Genomic DNA, 18,524 nt, shown 5'->3' with positions numbered 1-18,524 from the left:
GTCGGCGTACCCGGGGCCGTCGGCCGCCGCGGCCTCAGAGCCCGAGCCGGGCGGCCCGGGCGGCGGCCCGGTCGAGCAGCTGGTGCACGTCACCCTCCCGGGTGGTGGGGCGGTCGTTGAACTCGTCCGGGGAGCGCGCCGGGCGGCCGGTGGCGTGCAGCACCTCCATCAGCTGGACCCGGGCGGTGCGCACGGTCACCGGGGTGCCGTAGCCGTGCGCCAGGACGGCGGCCTGGGCACCGAGCAGGCAGACCCGGCCGGCGCCGTCCCACATCGCGCCCTGCAGCCAGCCGAAGGCGCCGATGTAGCGGGAGGCGAGCCGCAGGTGGTCGGCGGCGGTGACCGGGACGGGCCGGGCGGGGCGGCGCAGCGCCCGGTCGAGCAGGGTGGCGCGGGGCTCCGGGTGGCCGGCGTTCCAGGGCGTCAGGGTGCTCCCGTACCGGCAGACGTACGGCCCGGGGGTGCGTGCGGGGGCGGGCAGGGTGGCCAGGTAGGCCTCGATCTCGGCGACCAGGCCGGAGCCGTCCGGAAGGACCGGGTGCGGCGGAGGGGGCGTCAGGTCGGTGCGGGGCATGCGGGCTCTCCAGGCGGGCGGGCCTTCAGGTTCCGCTCCCCAAAGTGGGGCATTCAGGACATTTTCGCGACCGGAGATTCGAGGCGCTCACGCGGTTTCCCGCATGGCGGTCGGGCCGATAGCCTCGGCGGCGTTCGAGCGCAGTTCGAGCGCGACCTCACGCGCCGCGCTCCCGAGGTGGAGGAGTCCCGGTGCGTCCGCAGGAGCGACTGGCCGTCATACAGCGCTGCGTGATCGAGGAGATGGCGCGGCTGGGCCAGGTGTTCCTTACGGACGGCGAGGTGGTGCGCGGACCGGGCACCACGGCGGTGGCGGTGCGCGAGCACCCCGGGGACGACGGCGGCGCCGGGCACGTGGACCTCGGCTTCGTGCTGCAGCTGGGCCGGGCGGACGCACCGGTGGTGTGGGACTGCGCGGCGGGCCTCGGCAAGACCGAGGAGGAGAAGCTCGCGAACGCGGTGAAGATGTGGGCGACCACCACCGCCTCGGTGCTGGTCGAGCTGGCGGACGGCCGCGGCATCCACGCCGACCGCCCGGACCTGCCCGAACTCCCGGGCTGGCGGGCGGTGCAGGGGCCGGCGGCGGTGTTCGGCTTCGGCAACGAGCACCTGGCGGCCTGGCTCGCCGAGCACCGGGTGCTGCCCGCGCTGGCGCCCGCGCTGCGCCGGGAGCTGACCGGGCCGGGGCCGGTCGGGGTGAAGCTCTTCCTCGGCGGGAAGGCGGGCGACGACGTCGCCGAGGTCCGGGTGGGCGGCGAGGTGTCGGAGGCGGCCTCCGCGGCGCTGCGCGCGCTGGACTGGCCGCGCGGCGAACGGCTGTGCTGGGCGCGGTTGTTCGTGCTGCTGACGGCGGAGCGGGCAGCACCGCTCGCGGCCGCGCCGGCGGGTGCCGCGGCACCCGTGCCGGTACGTGCTCCGGCCCCGGCGGCGGCACGCCCCCGGGGTCTGTTCGCTCGCTGGCGGGAGGCCAGGCGGGCCGGCCGGTAGCCGCAGCTATTCGCCCGCTCGCCTCCGGGGCGCTCCTGACCCGACGCCGACGGTCGTCGCTCCCTCGCTCCTTCGTCGCTCCCTCGCTTCTCCCTTTCGGCACCGGCGCGCCCCTTCGACTCGGGGCGGGGGATCGCCCGCTCGCCTCCGGGGCGCTCCTGACCCGACGCCGACGGTCGGCGCTCCCTCGCTCCTTCGTCGCTCCCTCGCTTCTCCCTTTCGGCACCGGCGCGCACCTTCGGCTCGGGGCGTGCGGGGCCGGCCGTCGGCCCCGGCCCGGTCAGCCGCCGGTGATGCTGGAGATGCTGTGCGCCAGGTTGGCGAGCAGGGAGTTGATGGAGGTCGCCATCGTGGTCTCGTGCAGCATGAAGCCGAACAGGGCGGCGACGATCGCGTGCGGGATCTTCAGCTGCTTGTTCCGGATGAAGATGATGCACAGGATCGCGAACAGGACCAGCGCGGAGACGGAGAGTGCCACCCGGACTCACTTCCTCGTTTCATAGCGTGGCGCCGCCGCCCGGCGGCACCTGCGAAGCCGGACCCCGGCTTGTCCGACGGTCCCGAGGCGGAATCGCGGACCGTCCGGCGCAGCGCCGGCGAGGGGGCCCGCGCCGACCGGCTGCCTGTCGTGCCGCACGTGTCGCCCCCAATCCCCCGAATCCTGAACAGTCCCGCCCGGACTCAGTGTGGTCGACCGTGCCGATTGCGTAAAGGTCTGACAGTCAGCCCAACGCCGACATCCTGCGGTGCGGGACGAGTTTCCGCCGACCGGGACGATAGCGGAGCCGGTCTGACGAATCGTCGGCGGGGCGGTGCTGAGCGGCCGGGAAACGCCCGGGAGCGGGTAACGGAAGCCGCTGATCCGGTCAGCCGACGGGGCGTCCGATATGGCCGAAGATCAGCTGCCAGGCTTGACAGCGGCTGCCGGCGGCATGTGCCCATCGGGGGATCCCGCCCCGAGCCGAAGGGGCGCGCCGGTGCCGAAAGGGAGAAGCGAGGGAGCGACGCAGGAGCGAGGGAGCGCCGACCGTCGGTGCCGGGTCCGGAGCGGCCCGGAGGCGAGCGGGCGAACTGCCGCCCCGAGCCGAAGGGGCGCGCCGGTGCCGAAAGGGAGAAGCGAGGGAGCGACGCAGGAACGAGGGAGCGCCGACCGTCGGCGCCGGGTCAGAGCGCCCCGGAGGCGAGCGGGCGAACTGCCGCCCCGAGCCGAAGGGGCGCGCCGGTGCCGAAAGGGAGAAGCGAGGGAGCGACGAAGGAACGAGGGAGCGACGACCGTCGGCGCCGGGTCCGGAGCGGCCCGGAGGCGAGCGGGCGAATATCAGTCGCGCCAGAGCAGCAGGACCGCCCGGTCGTCGTTGATGTCCCGGGCCACCGTCTCGATCAGGGCGGACGCCGCGCCCGCGCCGCTGCCCGGTGCGCCGCCGGGGACCAGCCGGTCGGCCTCCCCCATCAGCCGGTCCATGCCCTCGGCGAGGTCGCGGCCGGGCGCCTCGACCATGCCGTCGGTGCACAGCATCAGCACGTCGCCCCGGTTCAGCCGGCCGCGCACGCCCTCGAACTTGGCGCCGTCGTAGATGCCGAGCAGCGGGCCCTCGGCCTCCTTGACCTCCCAGCGCCCGGCGCCGGCCAGGCGCTGCATGCCGGGCAGGTGCCCGGCCGAGAGCAGTTCGTACTCGCCGGTGTCCAGGTCCAGCACCAGGTGGACGGCGGTGGCGAAGCCCTCCTCCCAGGACTGGCGCAGCAGGTAGCCGTTGGCGGCGGGCAGGAAGTCGTGCGCGGGCAGCGAGCCGACCAGGCCGCCGAAGGCGCCGGACAGCAGCAGCGCCCGGGAGCCCGCGTCCATGCCCTTGCCGGAGACGTCCGCGAGGACCACCTCCAGCAGCCGCTGGCCGGGGCCGGTGCGGGCGGCCACCACGAAGTCGCCGGAGAAGGACTGGCCGCCGGCCGGGCGCAGTGCCATGTCCGCGTGCCAGCCGGCCGGCAGCTCGGGCACCCGGCTCTGCACCCGCAGCCGCTCGCGCAGGTCGAACAGCATGGTGGAGCCGCCCCACCAGGGGACCCCGACCCGGGCCCGGAACTGGGCCAGCAGCAGGCCGCCCACCCCGGCGGCGCCGACCACCAGGGCCGCGCCGGGGGTCACGCCGTAGACGTAGGCCTCGGGGTTCTCGCTGGCGACCCGCTGGCCGGTGTGGATCACGGACTCGGCGGACAGCCCGAGGGCGGCCAGCGCGTAGAGCACCACCAGGCTGCCGGGGCGCAGCAGCAGCGCACCGGCCAGGATCGGCAGGACCAGGGCGGTGGGCGGGGCCCAGTCCGGGATCCAGATGTTGAGCAGGATCATCACCGGGACGAGCAGGGCCAGTGCGCAGAGCACCGGCCAGTCGGCGGCGCCGCCGCGGAAGTAGTCGACCCCGGCCGTGCGCAGCCTTCGGCGGACCCGGCGGAGCCTCTTGCGCAGCCGGGCCGTCACGGGCTCGGACGCCGGGGCGGCGCCGGGCCTCGTCGCAGTCGTCTGGGGCGGTGCGCCCGGCGGTCTGCCAGCCATGGGGACCGACCCTATCCACGGGTGCGGCCCGGCGTCGACGGGCCGGGGGCGGGCGGCGGTGCGGGTGCGCGGGCCGCTCAGCGGGTTTCGGCCGATCGGGGCGTTGGTGGGCGTGCCGTCAGGAGGCGTGCGGCGGTTGGGCGTACGGAGCCCGGGGGCGGCGCGTGCGCCCCGCGTGCGGGGGTGTGGGCGCGCCGGGGCCTGTGGCCGATCCCACAGGTGGCGCGCGGGCCGCGAACGGCGACGGCCGGCCGCACGGGAGGGTGCGGCCGGCCGTCGGTGACGGGTGGGTGGGGGATCAGCCCTGCGGGTGGTGGGCCGGGATCGGCGGGAGCTCGCCGGTGGTCTCGTACTCGCTCAGCATCTCGATCCGGCGGGTGTGCCGGGCCTCGCCGCTGTAGGGGGTGTTGAGGAAGACCTCGACGAACTTGGTGGCCTCGTCCTCGGTGTGCATGCGGCCGCCGATGGAGATCACGTTGGCGTTGTTGTGCTGACGGCCGAGCTCGGCGGTCTGCACGCTCCAGGCCAGCGCGGCGCGGACGCCCTTGACCTTGTTGGCGGCGATCGCCTCGCCGTTGCCCGAGCCGCCGATCACGATGCCCAGGGCGTCCTCGTCGGCGGCGGTGCGCTCGGCGGCGCGCAGGCAGAACGGCGGGTAGTCGTCCTCGGCGTCGTAGATGTGCGGCCCGCAGTCGACCGGCTCGTGGCCGGCCCCCTTCAGCCACTCCACCAGGTGGTTCTTCAGTTCGTATCCGGCATGGTCGGAGCCCAGGTACACGCGCATGCCCATGAGTGTGGCATGCGCGCGCGCCCGGGCCCGACAACGGGGTCAGCGCTTTCCGAGCAGCTTCCAGGCGAGCGGCAGGGCGCCGGCGGCGAAGGCGGCCTTGAGCGCGTCGCCGACCAGGTACGGGTAGAGGCCCAACTCGGCGGCGCGGGCCAGCGACACGTGCAGGCTGAGGGCCAGGTACGGGACGCCGACCGCGTAGATGGCCAGACTGCCGAGGACCATGGTGACGGCGGTGTTCACCGGGGTGCGGTCGGCGCCGCGGCGGGCCAGCGCGCCGGTCAGGGCGGCGGCCAGGACGAAGCCGAGCACGTAGCCGAGCGAGGGCATGGCCCAGCCGGAGGTGCCCTCGGCGAACCAGGGCAGGCCCGCCATGCCGGCCAGCAGGTAGAGCGCCAGCGAGGCGACCCCGCGGCGGGCGCCGAGCGCGGTGCCGACCAGCAGGGCGGCGAAGGTCTGGCCGGTGACCGGCACCGGCGAGCCGGGGACGTTCACCGACAGCTGGGCGGCCACGCCGGTCAGCGCGGCGCCGCCGGCCACCAGGGCCAGGTCGCGGGCCTGGGCGCCGAGGCGGGTGTCGGCGGTGGGCAGCAGGTCGGCGAGGACGGCGCGGCGCGCTATCGGGGTGGTGGCAGTGGCCATCGGGGCTCCTCCGTGAGGGTCCAGGTGAGTGAACACCTGTGAACCTACGTGGTGATCCACTGCGCCGCCGCCACGGTTTCGAACAAAGCCCCGCCCACGGGCGTTGTCGGAACCGGCTCCACGCGACGATCCGTCAATCCACCGTCGCGTACCGTCACCGCCCGGTCCGCATGCTGGGCCCGGGACGGACATCGTTGGCATGAACCGTGGGCTCCCCGGATATTGGACAGCTCATGCCACATTCCGCACAGCAGTCTGGATCCAGCCCTATGGCCCCCACCTCCGCGCCCTCGGCGCCCGGGACCACCGACACCGCCCAAGCGGCGTCCGGTGGCCAGCAGCTCAGCCACGGGCTCAAGCAGCGACACCTCTCGATGATCGCCCTCGGCGGCGTCATCGGCGCGGGCCTGTTCGTGGGCTCCGGCGCCGGCATCGCGGCCGCCGGTCCGGCGATCATCCTCGCCTTCACCCTGTCCGGCCTGCTGGTCATGCTGATCATGCGGATGCTCGGCGAGATGTCCGCCGCCCGCCCGGCCTCCGGCTCCTTCTCGGTGCACGCCGAGAAGGAGATCGGCCCCTGGGCCGGGATCACGGCCGGCTGGATGTACTGGGTGATGCTCTGCTGCGGCGTCGCCGCCGAGGCCACCGCCGCCGGGAAGATCGTCAACGGCTGGATACCCGGGGTCTCCTCCTGGGTCTGGGTCGGCCTGTTCATGGTCTTCTTCTGTGCCAGCAACCTGACCGCGGTGAAGAACTTCGGCGAGTTCGAGTTCTGGTTCGCCACCGTCAAGGTCGCCGCGATCGTCGCCTTCCTGGTCCTCGGCGGGCTCGGCATCGCCGGTGTGATCGGCTCCGGCGCCCCCGGCACCGGCAACCTCACCGGCCAGGGCGGCTTCCTGCCCAACGGCGTCAGCGGACTGATCGTCGGCCTGCTCGCCTCGGTCTTCGCGTACGGCGGCCTGGAGACGGTGACCATCGCCGCGGCCGAGTCCGACGACCCCAAGAAGAACGTCGCCAACGCGGTGCGCACGGCGGTGTGGCGGATCGCGATCTTCTACATCGGCTCGATGGCCCTGGTGGTCACCCTGGTCTCCTGGAAGGACCCGGCGGTCGTCGCCGACGGCCCGTACGTCACGGTGCTGCGCCACCTCGGGGTGCCCGGGGCCGGGACGATCATGGAGGTGGTGGTGCTGGTCGCGCTGCTGTCCGCGATGAACGCCAACATCTACGGCGCCTCCCGGATGGCGTACTCGCTGGTCGGCCGCGGCCAGGGCCCCAAGGCGCTGGCCAGGGTCAGCGGCGGGGTGCCGCGCCGGGCCGTGCTGGCCTCCTGCCTGTTCGGCTTCGGCGCCGTGCTGGCAGGCATCTTCTGGCCGAGCACCGTGTTCACCTGGCTGATGAACACCACCGGCGTCGCGATCCTGGTGGTGTGGCTGTTCATCTGCATCGTCCAGCTGCGGATGCGCCGCCGCCTGGAGCGCGAGGCGCCCGAGCTGCTCACCGTGAAGATGTGGGGCTACCCCTACCTGACCTGGATCGCCATGGCGGCGGTGGCCGGCATCCTCGCCCTGATGACCACCACCGAGGGCAACCGCCAGCAGCTGTACGCGGCCGGGGTGCTGGTCGCGCTGCTGGTCGTGGCCGGCCTGCTCAAGCAGCGCCGGGACGCGGCCGCGGGCTGAGCCCCGGACACGCACGGAAGGGTCCGGTACCTCGTCGGTACCGGACCCTTCCGCACGTCCGCCGGGACGCTGTCCGAAAGGACGGGCGCGGCGGCCTGTGCAATGGTACTGGCCTGGGCGGGCGTGAAAGGATGCCCCTGCGTGCGCGACGCACACCGCGCGCGGAACCCGCACCACCCACACGCGCACCACCGTGCGAGCCGGACAAAGGAGTACCGCCGTGCCGGGCAAGAACCTGAGCCGCGAGGAAGCACAGCAGCGAGCCGGCATCCTGGCCGTCGACGGCTACCTGGTCCGGCTGGACGTGACCTCCGCCCCCGATCCGGCGGCCGCCACCTTCCGCTCCACCACCACGATCACCTTCCGCTGCTCCCGGCCCGGCGCCGACACCTTCCTCGACCTGCTCGCCCCCGCCGTCCGCTCGATCACCCTCAACGGGCGCTCCCTGGACCCGGCCACCGCCTACGACGGCGCCCGGGTGCACGTCGACGGCCTGGCCGCCGAGAACGTCCTCACCGTCGAGGCCGACTGCGCCTACAGCCGCACCGGCGAGGGCCTGCACCGCTTCGTCGACCCGGCGGACGGCGAGACCTACCTGTACACCCACTACGAGCCGGCCGACGCCCGCCGGGTGTTCGCGAACTTCGAACAGCCCGACCTGAAGGCGCCGTTCGGCTTCACGGTGACCGCCCCGGCGGCCTGGGACGTGCGCTCCAACGCCGTCCACCGGAGCGTCAGCACCGAAGGCGACGCCCGCACCTGGGAGTTCGCGCCGACCAAGCCGATCTCCACCTACCTCACCGCCGTGGTGGCCGGCCCGTACCACGTCGTCGACGACCACTACAGCCGCGAACTCGCCGACGGCAGCACCCTGGAGATCCCGCTCGCCGCGCTGTGCCGCCGGTCGCTGGCCCCGTACTTCGACGCGGAGGAGATCCTCGGCGTCACCAAGCTCGGACTCGACTTCTTCCACGAGGCGTTCGACTACCCGTACCCCTTCGGCAAGTACGACCAGGCCTTTGTGCCCGAGTACAACATCGGCGCGATGGAGAACCCGGGCTGCGTGACCTTCAAGGAGGAGTTCGTCTTCCGCTCGAAGGTCACCGACGCCGCCTACGAGTCCCGCGCGAACGTCGTGCTGCACGAGATGGCGCACATGTGGTTCGGCGACCTGGTCACCCCGCGCTGGTGGGACGACCTGTGGCTGAAGGAGTCCTTCGCCGACTTCATGGGCTCCTACGGCCTGATCGGCGCCCGCACCCGGTACTCCTCCGCCTGGGTCACCTTCGCCAACCAGCGCAAGGCCTGGGCCTACCGGCAGGACCAGTTCCCCACCACCCACCCGATCACCGCCGACATCCGCGACCTCGAGGACGCCAAGCTCAACTTCGACGGGATCACCTACGCCAAGGGCGCCTCCGTCCTCAAGCAGCTGGTCGCGTACGTCGGTTCGGAGGCCTTCTTCGAGGGCGCCCGCCGCTACTTCAAGCGGCACGCCTTCGGCAACACCGAACTGGGCGACCTGCTGGGCGTGCTGGAGGAGACCAGCGGGCGCGACCTGAAGAGCTGGGCCGCCGCCTGGCTGCAGACCGCCGGGGTCAACGCGCTCACCCCGCAGCTCACCACCGACGCCGAGGGCCGGATCACCGAGCTGGCGGTCCTCCAGGACACTGCGGACGATCCCGCGACTCCGTCGCGTGGTGTCCTGCGCCCGCACCGGATCGCGGTCGGCCTCTACGACCGGGACGCCGACGGCGCGCTGCTGTGCACGGACCGGATCGAGCTGGACGTCACCGGCGCCCGCACCGTCGTCGCCGAGGCCGTCGGCCGTCGGCGCCCGGACCTGGTCCTGCTCAACGACGAGGACCTGACCTACTGCAAGATCCGCTTCGACGCCGACTCGCTGGAGACCCTGCGCGCCGGCCTCGGCGACATCCGCGACGAACTGGCCCGGGCGCTCGCCTGGTCCGCCGTCTGGAACCTCACCCGGGACGGCCTGATGCCGGCCCGCGACTACGTCGCCCTGGTGCTGCGCTTCGCCGGCCAGGAGGGCAACATCGGCGTGCTGCAGTCGCTGCACACCCAGGCCAAGACCGCCGTCGACCTGTACGCCGCCCCCGAGTGGCGCGCCGAGGGCGCCCGGAAGCTCGCCGACGGCGCCCTGCACGAGCTGCGCGCCGCCGTCCCCGGCAGCGACCACCAGCTCGCCTGGGCCCGCTTCCTGGCCCAGACCGCGGGCGGCGCCGAGCACCTCGGCCTGGTCCGCGGCCTGCTGTCCGGCAGCGCCCGGATCGACGGCCTGGAGGTCGACCAGGAGCTGCGCTGGTCGCTGTGGCTGGCGCTGGCCTCCGCCGGACAGGCCACCGACGAGGAACTGGCCGGCGAGCTGGCCGCCGACAACACCGCGGGCGGCAAGCGCCAGTACACCCAGTGCCTGGCCGCCCGGCCCACCCCGGAGGCCAAGGCCGCCGCCTGGTCCGCCGTGATCGACTCCGACGAGCTGCCGAGCGCCCTGGTCGAGGCCAACAGCGCGGGCTTCGCGATCCCCGCCCAGCGCGACCTGACCTCCCTCTACGCGGCGCCGTACTTCAAGCTGCTGGAGAAGGTCTGGGCCGAGCGGACCATCGAGATCGCGATGCGGATCGTCGGCGGCTTCTTCCCGATCGCCCAGACCGACGAGCACACCCTGGCCGAGGCGGACGCCTGGCTGGACGGCCACCCGCAGGCCGCGCCGGCGCTGCGCCGCCTGGTGCTGGAGCGCCGGGACGACCTGGCCCGCGCCCTGCGGGCACAGGCCTGCGACCGGGCCTGACCGGCTGTCGAAGGGGCCCGCCGACCGCGTGTCGGCGGGCCCCTTCGACGTTCGGACGGCATGCGGAAGGGGCCGGACCGCAGGTGCGGTCCGGCCCCTTCAGGCGCTTGGGATCAACCGCTGTGCTCGATCAACCGATGAGCGAGCGCAGCACGTACTGCAGGATGCCGCCGTTGCGGTAGTAGTCCGCCTCACCGGGGGTGTCGATGCGGACGACCGCGTCGAACTCCTTGTCACCTGCCTTGACCTTGACGGTCTTCGGGGTGCGGCCCTCGTTGAGCTCGGTCACGCCGGTGATGGAGAAGGTCTCCTCGCCGGTCAGGCCGAGGGAGTCGGCGTTCTGGCCCTCCGGGAACTGCAGCGGCAGGACGCCCATGCCGATCAGGTTCGAGCGGTGGATGCGCTCGTAGGACTCGGCGATGACGGCCTTGACGCCCAGCAGCGCGGTGCCCTTGGCGGCCCAGTCGCGGGACGAACCGGAGCCGTACTCCTTGCCCGCCAGGACGACCAGCGGGACGCCGGCGGCCTGGTAGTTCTGCGAGGCGTCGTAGATGAACGACACCGGGGCGTCGGCCTGGGTGAAGTCGCGGGTGTAGCCGCCCTCGGTGCCCGGCGCGATCTGGTTGCGCAGGCGGATGTTGGCGAAGGTGCCGCGGATCATGACCTCGTGGTTGCCACGGCGCGAGCCGTAGGAGTTGAAGTCACGCTTGTCGACGCCGTTGGCGGTCAGGTACTGCGCCGCCGGGGTGCCCGGCTTGATGTTGCCGGCCGGGGAGATGTGGTCGGTGGTGACCGAGTCGCCCAGCTTGGCCAGGACGCGGGCGCCGGCGATGTCGGTCACCGGGCTCGGGGTCTTGGCCATGCCCTCGAAGTACGGGGGCTTGCGGACGTAGGTGGACTCGGCGTCCCACTCGAAGGTGTTGCCGGTCGGGACCGGGAGCGACTGCCAGCGGTGGTCACCGGCGAAGACGTCCTGGTAGCCCTTGTCGAACATGGCCTCGTCGATGGAGCCGGCGACGGTGTCGGCGACCTCCTGCTCCGACGGCCAGATGTCGGCGAGGAAGACGTCGTTGCCGTCGGCGTCCTGGCCCAGGGCGTCCTTGGTGATGTCGACGTTCATGTTGCCGGCGAGGGCGTAGGCGACCACCAGCGGCGGGGAGGCCAGGTAGTTCATCTTGACGTCGGGGTTGATCCGGCCCTCGAAGTTGCGGTTGCCGGAGAGCACCGAGACGACCGCGAGGTCGGACTCGTTGACGGCGGCCGAGACCTCCTCGGGCAGCGGGCCCGAGTTGCCGATGCAGGTGACGCAGCCGTAGCCGACCAGGTTGAAGCCCAGCTTCTCCATGTACGGGAGCAGGCCGGCCTTCTCGTAGTAGTCCATGACGACCTTGGAGCCGGGCGCCAGGGTGGTCTTGACCCAGGGCTTGACGCGCAGGCCCTTCTCCACGGCCTTCTTCGCCAGCAGGGCGGCGCCCAGCATGACGGAGGGGTTGGAGGTGTTGGTGCAGGAGGTGATCGACGCGATCACGACCGCGCCGTTGTCGATCTCGTAGGTCGAGCCGTCGGGGGCGGTGACGGTGGTCGGCTTGGAGGCCTCGGCGGAGTAGGTCGGCAGCGCCTCGGCGAACTTCTGGGCGGCCTCGGCCAGGACGACGCGGTCCTGCGGGCGCTTCGGGCCGGAGATCGACGGGACGACGGTGGAGACGTCCAGCTCGAGGTACTCGGAGTAGACCGGCTCGACCGACGGGTCGTGCCAGAGGCCCTGCTCCTTGGCGTAGGCCTCGACCAGGGCGAGCTGCTGCTCGTCGCGGCCGGTCAGGCGCAGGTAGTTGATGGTCTCGGCGTCGATCGGGAAGATCGCGCAGGTCGAGCCGAACTCCGGCGACATGTTGCCGATGGTGGCGCGGTTGGCCAGCGGGATGGCGCCGATGCCGTCGCCGTAGAACTCGACGAACTTGCCGACCACACCGTGCTTGCGCAGCATCTCGGTGATGGTGAGCACCAGGTCGGTGGCGGTGGTGCCGGCCGGCAGCTCGCCGGTCAGCTTGAAGCCGACCACGCGCGGGATCAGCATGGAGACCGGCTGGCCGAGCATGGCGGCCTCGGCCTCGATGCCGCCGACGCCCCAGCCCAGCACGCCCAGGCCGTTGACCATGGTGGTGTGCGAGTCGGTGCCGACGCAGGTGTCCGGGTAGGCCTGGCCGTTACGGACCATGACGGTGCGGGCCAGGTGCTCGATGTTCACCTGGTGGACGATGCCGGTGCCCGGCGGGACGACCTTGAACTCGTCGAAGGCGGTCTGGCCCCAGCGCAGGAACTGGTAGCGCTCCTTGTTGCGGCCGTACTCGATCTCGACGTTCTGGGTGAACGCGTCCTTGGTGCCGAACTTGTCGGCGATGACCGAGTGGTCGATGACCAGCTCGGCCGGGGCCAGCGGGTTGATCTTGGCCGGGTCGCCGCCCAGCTCCTTGACGGCCTCGCGCATGGTGGCGAGGTCGACCACGCACGGCACGCCGGTGAAGTCCTGCATGATCACGCGGGCGGGGGTGAACTGGATCTCCTGGCTCGGCTGGGCGTTCTCGTCCCAGTTGCCGAGGGCGCGGATGTGGTCGGCGGTGATGTTCGCGCCGTCCTCCGTGCGGAGCAGGTTCTCCAGCAGCACCTTGAGGCTGTAGGGCAGCCGCTCGGAACCCTCGACGGCGGAGAGCTTGAAGATCTCGTACGACTCGTCGCCCACCTGCAGCGAGCTGCGGGCGTCGAAGCTGTTCGCGGACACGACTGACTCCTTCTGGGTGCTTCGTGCGATATCCGGCCGCCACGCGGTGGTAAGGTCAGCCTTACTTAGGCCCGCCTCGCCCGCATCGCCGGTGAGCGCCTCTCGGCAAGTATCTTGATGTCGAGATATATCGTAAGGGGCAGTTATCTCGATGTCGAGATAAACCATAGTGCATGCGGCCGCCATCACCACCGCAGGCATGCCCCGATGCGTTTCGGTGCAGGTCAGCGGCCGTCCGGGCCGCGACGCTTGCGCTCCAGCCGGATCAGCCAGACCGCTCCCGCCACGATCGCGGCGGCCAGCAACAGCACCACCACGAGCTCACCACCGGAGCCGCTGACCGGCGCGGGGGCGACGTCGGCCAGCAGGGTCGTCGTCCTCATATACCTTCACCTCCTTCCGGTCCGTCCGCACCCGGTCGGCGCCGGAACGCCCCTCCGGGCCCCAGGTCATCGCCCAGGTCATCGCCCAGGCCGAGGACCAACATCAGCAGCACCGGGAACTCCAGATACGCGTGGTAGCTGGCCAGCGCCGCGTACACCGAGCGGCCCTGGGCGTAATCCACGGCGAACAACAGGGCCAGCAGCGCACCCGCGCCCGCCCCCAGCGCCCACGCCCGCCGACCCCGCAGGCCCGGCACCCGGGCGTCGAAGCGCTCCGCCGCCTCCGGCGCGTACCTCGGCAGGAACCACACCCACACCACGTAGTGCATCGTCTGCAGGAAGGCGAACACCGCCAGGAAGCGCAGGCCCACCTGAGGCGTCAGCCAGCCCGGCGGGGTGTAGACCGCCGCCAGCCGGTCCGTCCAGCCACCCGGCCGCTGGGACAGCAGCCCGTCCAGCAGCCCGCTCAGCAACAGCGCCGGAACCAGCAGCACCCAACCGCACTGCAGCGCCAGGAACGCCGCACGCCCCCGCGCCAGCCTGCGCGACCACTCCGCCAGGAACAGCAGCGGCACCACGTTGTGCAGGTGCGCCAGCACCACGAAGTGGTACGCCGGGAAGGCCAGCGAGGCCGCACCCGCGCCCGCCAGGCCGACGGCGCTCGCCACCAGCAGCCCCGGCCGGCCGCGCAGCCCGTACCGGCAGGCCGCCGCCAGCAGACCGTAGGCGAGCAGGATCTCCGCCGACTGGGACAGCCGGGACGGCGGCAGCAGCCGGCACAGCACGATCCCGGTCACCAGCGCCAGCAGCAGCCGCAGCAGCGGACCGGCCAGCACCGCGGCGAAACGGCCCGCCACGTAGCGCAGCTCCAGCACGTTGTGCAGCAGGCCGAACACCGCCAGGCCCAGCACCGCCAGACCGGTCGGCGCCCGCAGCGCCAGCACCAGCGCCGAGCCGGCCGCCAGCGCGAAGCCCGTGAACGGCGCGGCGGACAGCCGGGCCGCCGGACCGGGCGCGGGCCAGGTTCCCGGCCCTCCCCCGCAGCCGGCCCGGATCCCCGTGGTCGCCATGCTCCCCCTCCCCGTGGCACGATCCCCGCCGTGCGCTACCCGGTGGCCCTCGCCCTCACCCTGCTGACCGAGACACCCGTCTACACCGCCGCCCTCACCCGGATCGGGCGGGTCCGCCCGGCACGGGCGGCCGCGGCGGGCGTACTCGTCAACCTGGCGACCCATCCATTGCTCTGGTGGACCCTCCGGCACTGGACCGACGGGCCCGCCGCAGCGTACTGGACCGGCTTCGCGCTCAGCGAGGCGGCGGTCTGCGCGGTCGAGGCGCTGCTGCTGTGCCCGATCACCGGACTGCGCCCCCGCGACCCACTCCCCTGGATCGCCTCCGGCACCGCCAACGCCACCTCGCTGCTGGCCGGACTGCTGCTCGGCGGCTGAAACCGGATCCGGGCCGCCCGTAACGCGGACGTCCGGCTCGCGCGTCCAGTCGGGCACAGGGCGGACACGCCGGCGACACGGGGCGGGAACGCCCGCACACGGGGCACGAGGGGAACAGCGTGATCGGGAAGACGCGACGGGCCGAGGAGAGCGCGGAGTTCGAGGACTTCGCGTACAGCCGTGGACAGCGGCTCTTCCGCACCGCGCTGCTGCTCTGCGGCGACTGGCACCTCGCCGAGGACCTCACCCAGGTCACCCTCGCCAAGCTCTTCGCGGCCTGGCCCAAGGTCCGCCGGGCCGACAACCAGGACGCCTACGCCCGCGGCACCCTGGTGCGCAGCTACCTCTCCCACCGGCGGCTGCGCCGCAGCGGCGAACGGCCCGCGCTCGGCGAACTCCCCGAGGGCGTCGCCCCCGGCGACGACCCGGCGCTGCGGGTCACCCTGCTCGCCGCCCTCGCCGAACTCCAGCCCCGGGACCGGGCGGTGCTCGTCCTGCGGTACTGGGAGGACCGCAGCGTCGAGGAGACCGCCGCCGAACTCGGCGTCAGCGCGGGCGCGGTGCGCGCCCAGTCGCTGCGCGCCCTCGGCCGGCTGCGCGCCGTCCTCGGCCCCGAGGCGGCCGAACACCTCACCCGCTCCTGAGTCCACAGCAACTGCTCCGGAAGGAACGACGACCATGAACGAGCCCGACGTGGACGGCCGCGAGCTGTCCGCCGTCTTCGAGCGCACGATGAACGGCCTCGGCCCCGACCTCGGCCCGCTGGTCGCCGCGAGCGCCCGGCAGGGCCGCTCGATCCGGCGCCGCCGTCGACTGACCGTCGTCGGCGCGGTGACGGCGGTGGCCGCGCTCGCCGTCGGCGGCAGCCTCGCGCTGCGCGGCGGGGACGGGACCGGGAACGGCGGTCAGGCCGCAGCCGCCGCCTCGGCCACCGGTTCCCCGGCCGCCTCCCCGACGGCCTCGACCGCGCCGGCTTCCGGCCGGCGGTACCCGCGACCGGTGGAGCCGACCGACGACAACCCGGAGCAGCCCCAGCCGGGCACCGGCCCCAACACCGGCAAGGTCGCCATGACCGGCCACGCCGCGCTGGCCGCCCTGGCCGAAGCCCTGCCCCCGGACAGGCGGATCTACGACTACTCCGGCTCCTCCCAGCTGACCAGGACCGGCAGCACCGACCCCGGGCACGTGTCGATCGTGGCCGACCTGCTCTACGACGACGGCTCCGGCCCGGCCAACGTCCGGCTCTGGTTCGAGGGCGGCTTCGGCGCCCGCCTGGGGCCCGACTCCCACCCCAGCGCCGACGACGTGTTCAGCTGCGCGAAGGTGAACGCCCACGGCCTGTTCAGCTCCTGCTCCGACAGCGTGCTCCCGGACGGCACCCGGCTGACGCTCACCGAACGGACCTCTCACGGCGCCCTGGAGCGCGAGGTCGACCTGCTGCGGCCGGACCAGGCCAGGGTGACGGTCAGCACCAGCAACGCGGCGCAGGTCGCCGGATCGGACCAGGCCCAGGTCGTCCGGGACGGGCTGCCGCTCAGCCTCGACCAGCTGAAGGCCGCCGCGCTGTCCGCCGGCCTGCAGGAGTGGATCACCCCCGCGCAGGCACAGCGGGCCGAGCAGACCATCCGGCCGTTCCACAACGGCATGCCGGGGCGGACCCAGCCGTCCGGGACCGCGACCTCCAGGCCCGGCTCCGCCGGGTGAGGGCCGGCCCGGTACGGTGACCGCTGTGGTGACGGGCAGAGGGGGCCGACGATGATCGTGGTGGACGCGTCCGCGCTGGTGCTGGCGCTCGCCGACCGGGGACCGCGAGGGGACCGCGCCCGGGCCGAACTCGCCGTCGACGGCGACTGGGCTGCGCCCGAGCACATCGTGATCGAGGTGATGCAGTCCCTGCGCGGCCTCTACCTCGCCAAGGAGCTGACCGCCGAGCGGGTCGCCGAACTCACCGGCGAACTGGCCGCGGTGACCATCCGCAAGATCGAGGTGGCGCCGCTGCTCGGCCGGATCTGGGAGCTCAAGGACAACCTCACCCCGGACGACGCCGCGTACGTCGCGGTCGCCGAACGGTACGGGGCGCCGCTGGTCACCGCCGACCTGCGGCTGATGCGGGCCAGCGGGCCGCGCTGCGAGATCCGGGGGATCGCGCGCGAGGTCGGCTGAGTGTCCCCGAGGGCGCGGGGCCGTTAGCAGGGCGACCGTCGCCCTGCCCGTGGAAGGCCCGACCCGATGCCCACTCCGCTCGCCGCCGCCCTGCTGCCGCTGGCCCTGCTCGTTCCCGCCGCCTCGCCGGTCTCCGTGACGGAGGCGGCCTTCGACCCGGCGACCGCCTTCGTCCCGCCGGCCGCGATCAGCTACGCCGACGACCTGGTGCCGTACGGCTCGCACGTCCGGGTCGTCACCGACCGCCCGGTGCCCGGGCGGACGGTGCTCACCCTGACGGTGGCCGGGCTCGCCCCCGACCACGAGTTCCCGGTGCACCTGCACACCGGCGACTGCGGGGCCGATCCGGCCTCCTCCGGGCCGCACTACCAGGACGTGGTCGACCCGGTGCAGCCGTCCACCGACCCGGCGTACGCCAACGACCGCAACGAACTGCGGCTGGTGCTGCGCACCGACGGGCGGGGCGGCGCCACCGCGAGGGCCGCGGTGGAGTGGCAGCCGCGGCCCGGCGGGGCGCGCTCGCTGGTGCTGCACGCGGGCGCCCCGGCCGGTCGGCACGCGGCCGCCGACCGGGTGGCCTGCGTCAGGCTGGCACGCTGACCCTTTCGCGCGGCTCCTCAGGAGCCGAAGGAGCCGAGGGTGGCGTCAGGAGCCGAGGGTGGCGACCAGGACCGCCTTGATGGTGTGCAGGCGGTTCTCGGCCTGGTCGAACACGATGGAGTGCGCCGACTCGAACAGCTCGTCGGTGCACTCCAGCTCGGTCATGCCGGTCGCCTCGTACATCTGCCGGCCGACCACGGTGCCGAGGTCGTGGAAGGCGGGCAGGCAGTGCAGGAACCTCACGTTCGGGTTGCCGGTGGCCCGGACGGTGTCCATGGACACCTGGTACGGCTTGAGCAGCTCGATCCGCTCGGCCCAGACCTCCTTGGGCTCGCCCATCGAGACCCAGACGTCGGTGTAGAGGAAGTCGGCGTCGGCCACGCCCTCGGCCACGTCCTCGGTCAGGGTGATCCTGGCGCCGGTCTCCTCGGCCAGCGCCTGCGCCGCCTTCCGCACCTCCTCGGCCGGCCAGAGGGTGCGCGGGGCGACGATCCGGATGTCCATGCCGAGCAGGGCGCCGGTGACCAGCAGTGAGTTGCCCATGTTGGAGCGGGCGTCGCCGAGGTAGGCGAGGGCGACCTCGGTGAGCGGCTTGGTGGTGTGCTCGGTGACGGTGAGCACGTCGGCCAGCATCTGGGTGGGGTGCCACTCGTCGGTCAGGCCGTTCCAGACCGGGACGCCGGCGTGCTGGGCCAGCTCCTCGACGATCTCCTGGCCGTGGCCGCGGTACTCGATGCCGTCGAACATCCGGCCGAGCACCCGGGCGGTGTCCTTGACGGACTCCTTGTGGCCGATCTGCGAGCCGGCCGGGTCCAGGTAGGTGGTGCCGGCCCCCTGGTCGCGCGCGGCGACCTCGAAGGCACAGCGGGTGCGGGTGGAGGTCTTCTCGAAGATCAGCGCGATGTTCTTCCCGCGCAGCCGGGGCTGCTCGGTGCCCGCGTACTTGGCCGCCTTCAGACTGGCCGCGAGGTCCACCAGGTAGCGGAACTCCTGGGGCGTGAAGTCGAGCTCCTTGAGGAAGTGCCTGTTCCGGAGGTTGAAGGCCATACCGGGCTCCTGGGGTGACGGGACTGGGGGAAGGTGGCAAGTCTATACGATGACCGGAATTTCTATACAGAATGGTGCC

General features: G+C 73.0%; 17 protein-coding genes. 8 read left to right on the top strand and 9 right to left on the bottom strand.

Going from position 1 to position 18,524, the window contains the following annotated elements; translation table 11 throughout:
- Positions 1 to 34 precede the first annotated feature (34 nt).
- On the bottom strand, positions 35 to 574 hold the full coding sequence (locus tag O1G21_RS25560) for a DUF6197 family protein (RefSeq protein WP_270146969.1): 540 nt from the start codon (positions 572 to 574) through the stop codon (positions 35 to 37).
- Between the two features lie 191 nt (positions 575 to 765).
- Between O1G21_RS25560 and O1G21_RS25555 the strand changes: the two genes are divergently transcribed.
- Entirely contained in the window at positions 766 to 1,560 is a 795-nt protein-coding gene (locus O1G21_RS25555) for a DUF6348 family protein (RefSeq protein ID WP_270146968.1), read from the top strand.
- A 280-nt stretch (positions 1,561 to 1,840) separates the two neighbouring features.
- On the opposite strand, the gene O1G21_RS25550 is transcribed toward O1G21_RS25555, so the two are convergent.
- From O1G21_RS25550 to O1G21_RS25535, 4 genes are all read right to left on the bottom strand, one after another.
- Positions 1,841 to 2,038: a hypothetical protein gene (locus O1G21_RS25550; RefSeq protein ID WP_188304780.1), complete on the bottom strand. Its 198-nt coding sequence runs from the start codon at positions 2,036 to 2,038 to the stop codon at positions 1,841 to 1,843.
- A gap of 840 nt (positions 2,039 to 2,878) precedes the next feature.
- Positions 2,879 to 4,105 (bottom strand): PP2C family protein-serine/threonine phosphatase, encoded by a 1,227-nt coding sequence (locus O1G21_RS25545; RefSeq protein WP_270146967.1) that lies wholly within the window; start codon positions 4,103 to 4,105, stop codon positions 2,879 to 2,881.
- A gap of 298 nt (positions 4,106 to 4,403) precedes the next feature.
- Entirely contained in the window at positions 4,404 to 4,889 is a 486-nt protein-coding gene (locus tag O1G21_RS25540) for a ribose-5-phosphate isomerase (protein ID WP_270146966.1), read from the bottom strand.
- Between the two features lie 45 nt (positions 4,890 to 4,934).
- A complete protein-coding gene (locus O1G21_RS25535) occupies positions 4,935 to 5,534 on the bottom strand; it encodes a biotin transporter BioY (protein WP_270146965.1) in 600 nt (199 codons plus the stop codon).
- A gap of 269 nt (positions 5,535 to 5,803) precedes the next feature.
- On the opposite strand from O1G21_RS25535, the gene O1G21_RS25530 reads away from it, so the two are divergent.
- Both O1G21_RS25530 and pepN read left to right on the top strand, forming a co-directional pair.
- Positions 5,804 to 7,216 (top strand): amino acid permease, encoded by a 1,413-nt coding sequence (locus tag O1G21_RS25530; protein WP_270146964.1) that lies wholly within the window; start codon positions 5,804 to 5,806, stop codon positions 7,214 to 7,216.
- A 220-nt stretch (positions 7,217 to 7,436) separates the two neighbouring features.
- Entirely contained in the window at positions 7,437 to 10,028 is a 2,592-nt protein-coding gene (pepN, locus tag O1G21_RS25525) for an aminopeptidase N (protein ID WP_270146963.1), read from the top strand.
- A gap of 130 nt (positions 10,029 to 10,158) precedes the next feature.
- On the opposite strand, the gene acnA is transcribed toward pepN, so the two are convergent.
- The 3 genes from acnA to O1G21_RS25510 form a co-directional block, all read right to left on the bottom strand.
- On the bottom strand, positions 10,159 to 12,804 hold the full coding sequence (gene acnA / locus O1G21_RS25520; protein ID WP_270146962.1) for an aconitate hydratase AcnA: 2,646 nt from the start codon (positions 12,802 to 12,804) through the stop codon (positions 10,159 to 10,161).
- A 224-nt stretch (positions 12,805 to 13,028) separates the two neighbouring features.
- Positions 13,029 to 13,187, bottom strand: coding sequence for a hypothetical protein (locus tag O1G21_RS25515; RefSeq protein ID WP_270146961.1), 159 nt, complete (start codon positions 13,185 to 13,187; stop codon positions 13,029 to 13,031).
- Positions 13,184 to 14,257 (bottom strand): hypothetical protein, encoded by a 1,074-nt coding sequence (locus O1G21_RS25510; RefSeq protein ID WP_270146960.1) that lies wholly within the window; start codon positions 14,255 to 14,257, stop codon positions 13,184 to 13,186. Before O1G21_RS25510 ends, O1G21_RS25515 begins: the two co-directional genes overlap by 4 nt.
- A gap of 30 nt (positions 14,258 to 14,287) precedes the next feature.
- Between O1G21_RS25510 and O1G21_RS25505 the strand changes: the two genes are divergently transcribed.
- The 5 genes from O1G21_RS25505 to O1G21_RS25485 all read left to right on the top strand — a co-directional run bounded on the left by O1G21_RS25505 (position 14,288) and on the right by O1G21_RS25485 (position 17,398).
- Positions 14,288 to 14,635 carry a hypothetical protein gene (locus O1G21_RS25505; RefSeq protein ID WP_270146959.1) on the top strand — a complete coding sequence of 116 codons (348 nt, stop codon included), beginning with the start codon at positions 14,288 to 14,290 and terminating at the stop codon, positions 14,633 to 14,635.
- Positions 14,636 to 14,754: 119 nt separating this feature from the next.
- The gene (locus O1G21_RS25500) at positions 14,755 to 15,279 is read left to right on the top strand and encodes a SigE family RNA polymerase sigma factor (RefSeq protein WP_270146958.1); all 525 of its coding nucleotides are present in this window, start codon (positions 14,755 to 14,757) and stop codon (positions 15,277 to 15,279) included.
- Positions 15,280 to 15,313: 34 nt separating this feature from the next.
- Complete coding sequence (locus O1G21_RS25495; RefSeq protein ID WP_270146957.1) at positions 15,314 to 16,339, top strand: hypothetical protein; 1,026 nt, start codon at positions 15,314 to 15,316, stop codon at positions 16,337 to 16,339.
- A 51-nt stretch (positions 16,340 to 16,390) separates the two neighbouring features.
- Positions 16,391 to 16,798, top strand: coding sequence for a type II toxin-antitoxin system VapC family toxin (locus O1G21_RS25490; RefSeq protein WP_270146956.1), 408 nt, complete (start codon positions 16,391 to 16,393; stop codon positions 16,796 to 16,798).
- Between the two features lie 66 nt (positions 16,799 to 16,864).
- The gene (locus O1G21_RS25485) at positions 16,865 to 17,398 is read left to right on the top strand and encodes a superoxide dismutase family protein (RefSeq protein ID WP_270146955.1); all 534 of its coding nucleotides are present in this window, start codon (positions 16,865 to 16,867) and stop codon (positions 17,396 to 17,398) included.
- Between the two features lie 45 nt (positions 17,399 to 17,443).
- On the opposite strand, the gene argF is transcribed toward O1G21_RS25485, so the two are convergent.
- Positions 17,444 to 18,445 (bottom strand): ornithine carbamoyltransferase, encoded by a 1,002-nt coding sequence (gene argF / locus O1G21_RS25480; protein ID WP_270146954.1) that lies wholly within the window; start codon positions 18,443 to 18,445, stop codon positions 17,444 to 17,446.
- Between the last annotated feature and the right edge of the window lie 79 nt (positions 18,446 to 18,524).

Origin of the sequence: Kitasatospora cathayae (genome assembly GCF_027627435.1) — a bacterium.
GTDB classification, from domain to species: Bacteria; Actinomycetota; Actinomycetes; order Streptomycetales; family Streptomycetaceae; genus Kitasatospora; species Kitasatospora cathayae.
The sequence above is the reverse complement of the archived record's forward strand: the minus strand, read 5'-3'. Positions and strand labels throughout refer to the sequence as shown.

Excerpts from the sequence above, each read along its gene's own strand:
- O1G21_RS25530 (WP_270146964.1), top strand. The coding sequence starts at position 5,804 with ATGGCCCCCACCTCCGCGCCCTCGGCGCCCGGGACCACCGACACCGCC.
- O1G21_RS25560 (WP_270146969.1), bottom strand. The coding sequence starts at position 574 with ATGCCCCGCACCGACCTGACGCCCCCTCCGCCGCACCCGGTCCTTCCG.
- O1G21_RS25485 (WP_270146955.1), top strand. The coding sequence starts at position 16,865 with ATGCCCACTCCGCTCGCCGCCGCCCTGCTGCCGCTGGCCCTGCTCGTT.
- O1G21_RS25535 (WP_270146965.1), bottom strand. The coding sequence starts at position 5,534 with ATGGCCACTGCCACCACCCCGATAGCGCGCCGCGCCGTCCTCGCCGAC.
- argF (WP_270146954.1), bottom strand. The coding sequence starts at position 18,445 with ATGGCCTTCAACCTCCGGAACAGGCACTTCCTCAAGGAGCTCGACTTC.
- O1G21_RS25510 (WP_270146960.1), bottom strand. The coding sequence starts at position 14,257 with ATGGCGACCACGGGGATCCGGGCCGGCTGCGGGGGAGGGCCGGGAACC.
- O1G21_RS25490 (WP_270146956.1), top strand. The coding sequence starts at position 16,391 with ATGATCGTGGTGGACGCGTCCGCGCTGGTGCTGGCGCTCGCCGACCGG.
- O1G21_RS25495 (WP_270146957.1), top strand. The coding sequence starts at position 15,314 with ATGAACGAGCCCGACGTGGACGGCCGCGAGCTGTCCGCCGTCTTCGAG.
- O1G21_RS25540 (WP_270146966.1), bottom strand. The coding sequence starts at position 4,889 with ATGCGCGTGTACCTGGGCTCCGACCATGCCGGATACGAACTGAAGAAC.
- O1G21_RS25545 (WP_270146967.1), bottom strand. The coding sequence starts at position 4,105 with ATGGCTGGCAGACCGCCGGGCGCACCGCCCCAGACGACTGCGACGAGG.
- O1G21_RS25515 (WP_270146961.1), bottom strand. The coding sequence starts at position 13,187 with ATGAGGACGACGACCCTGCTGGCCGACGTCGCCCCCGCGCCGGTCAGC.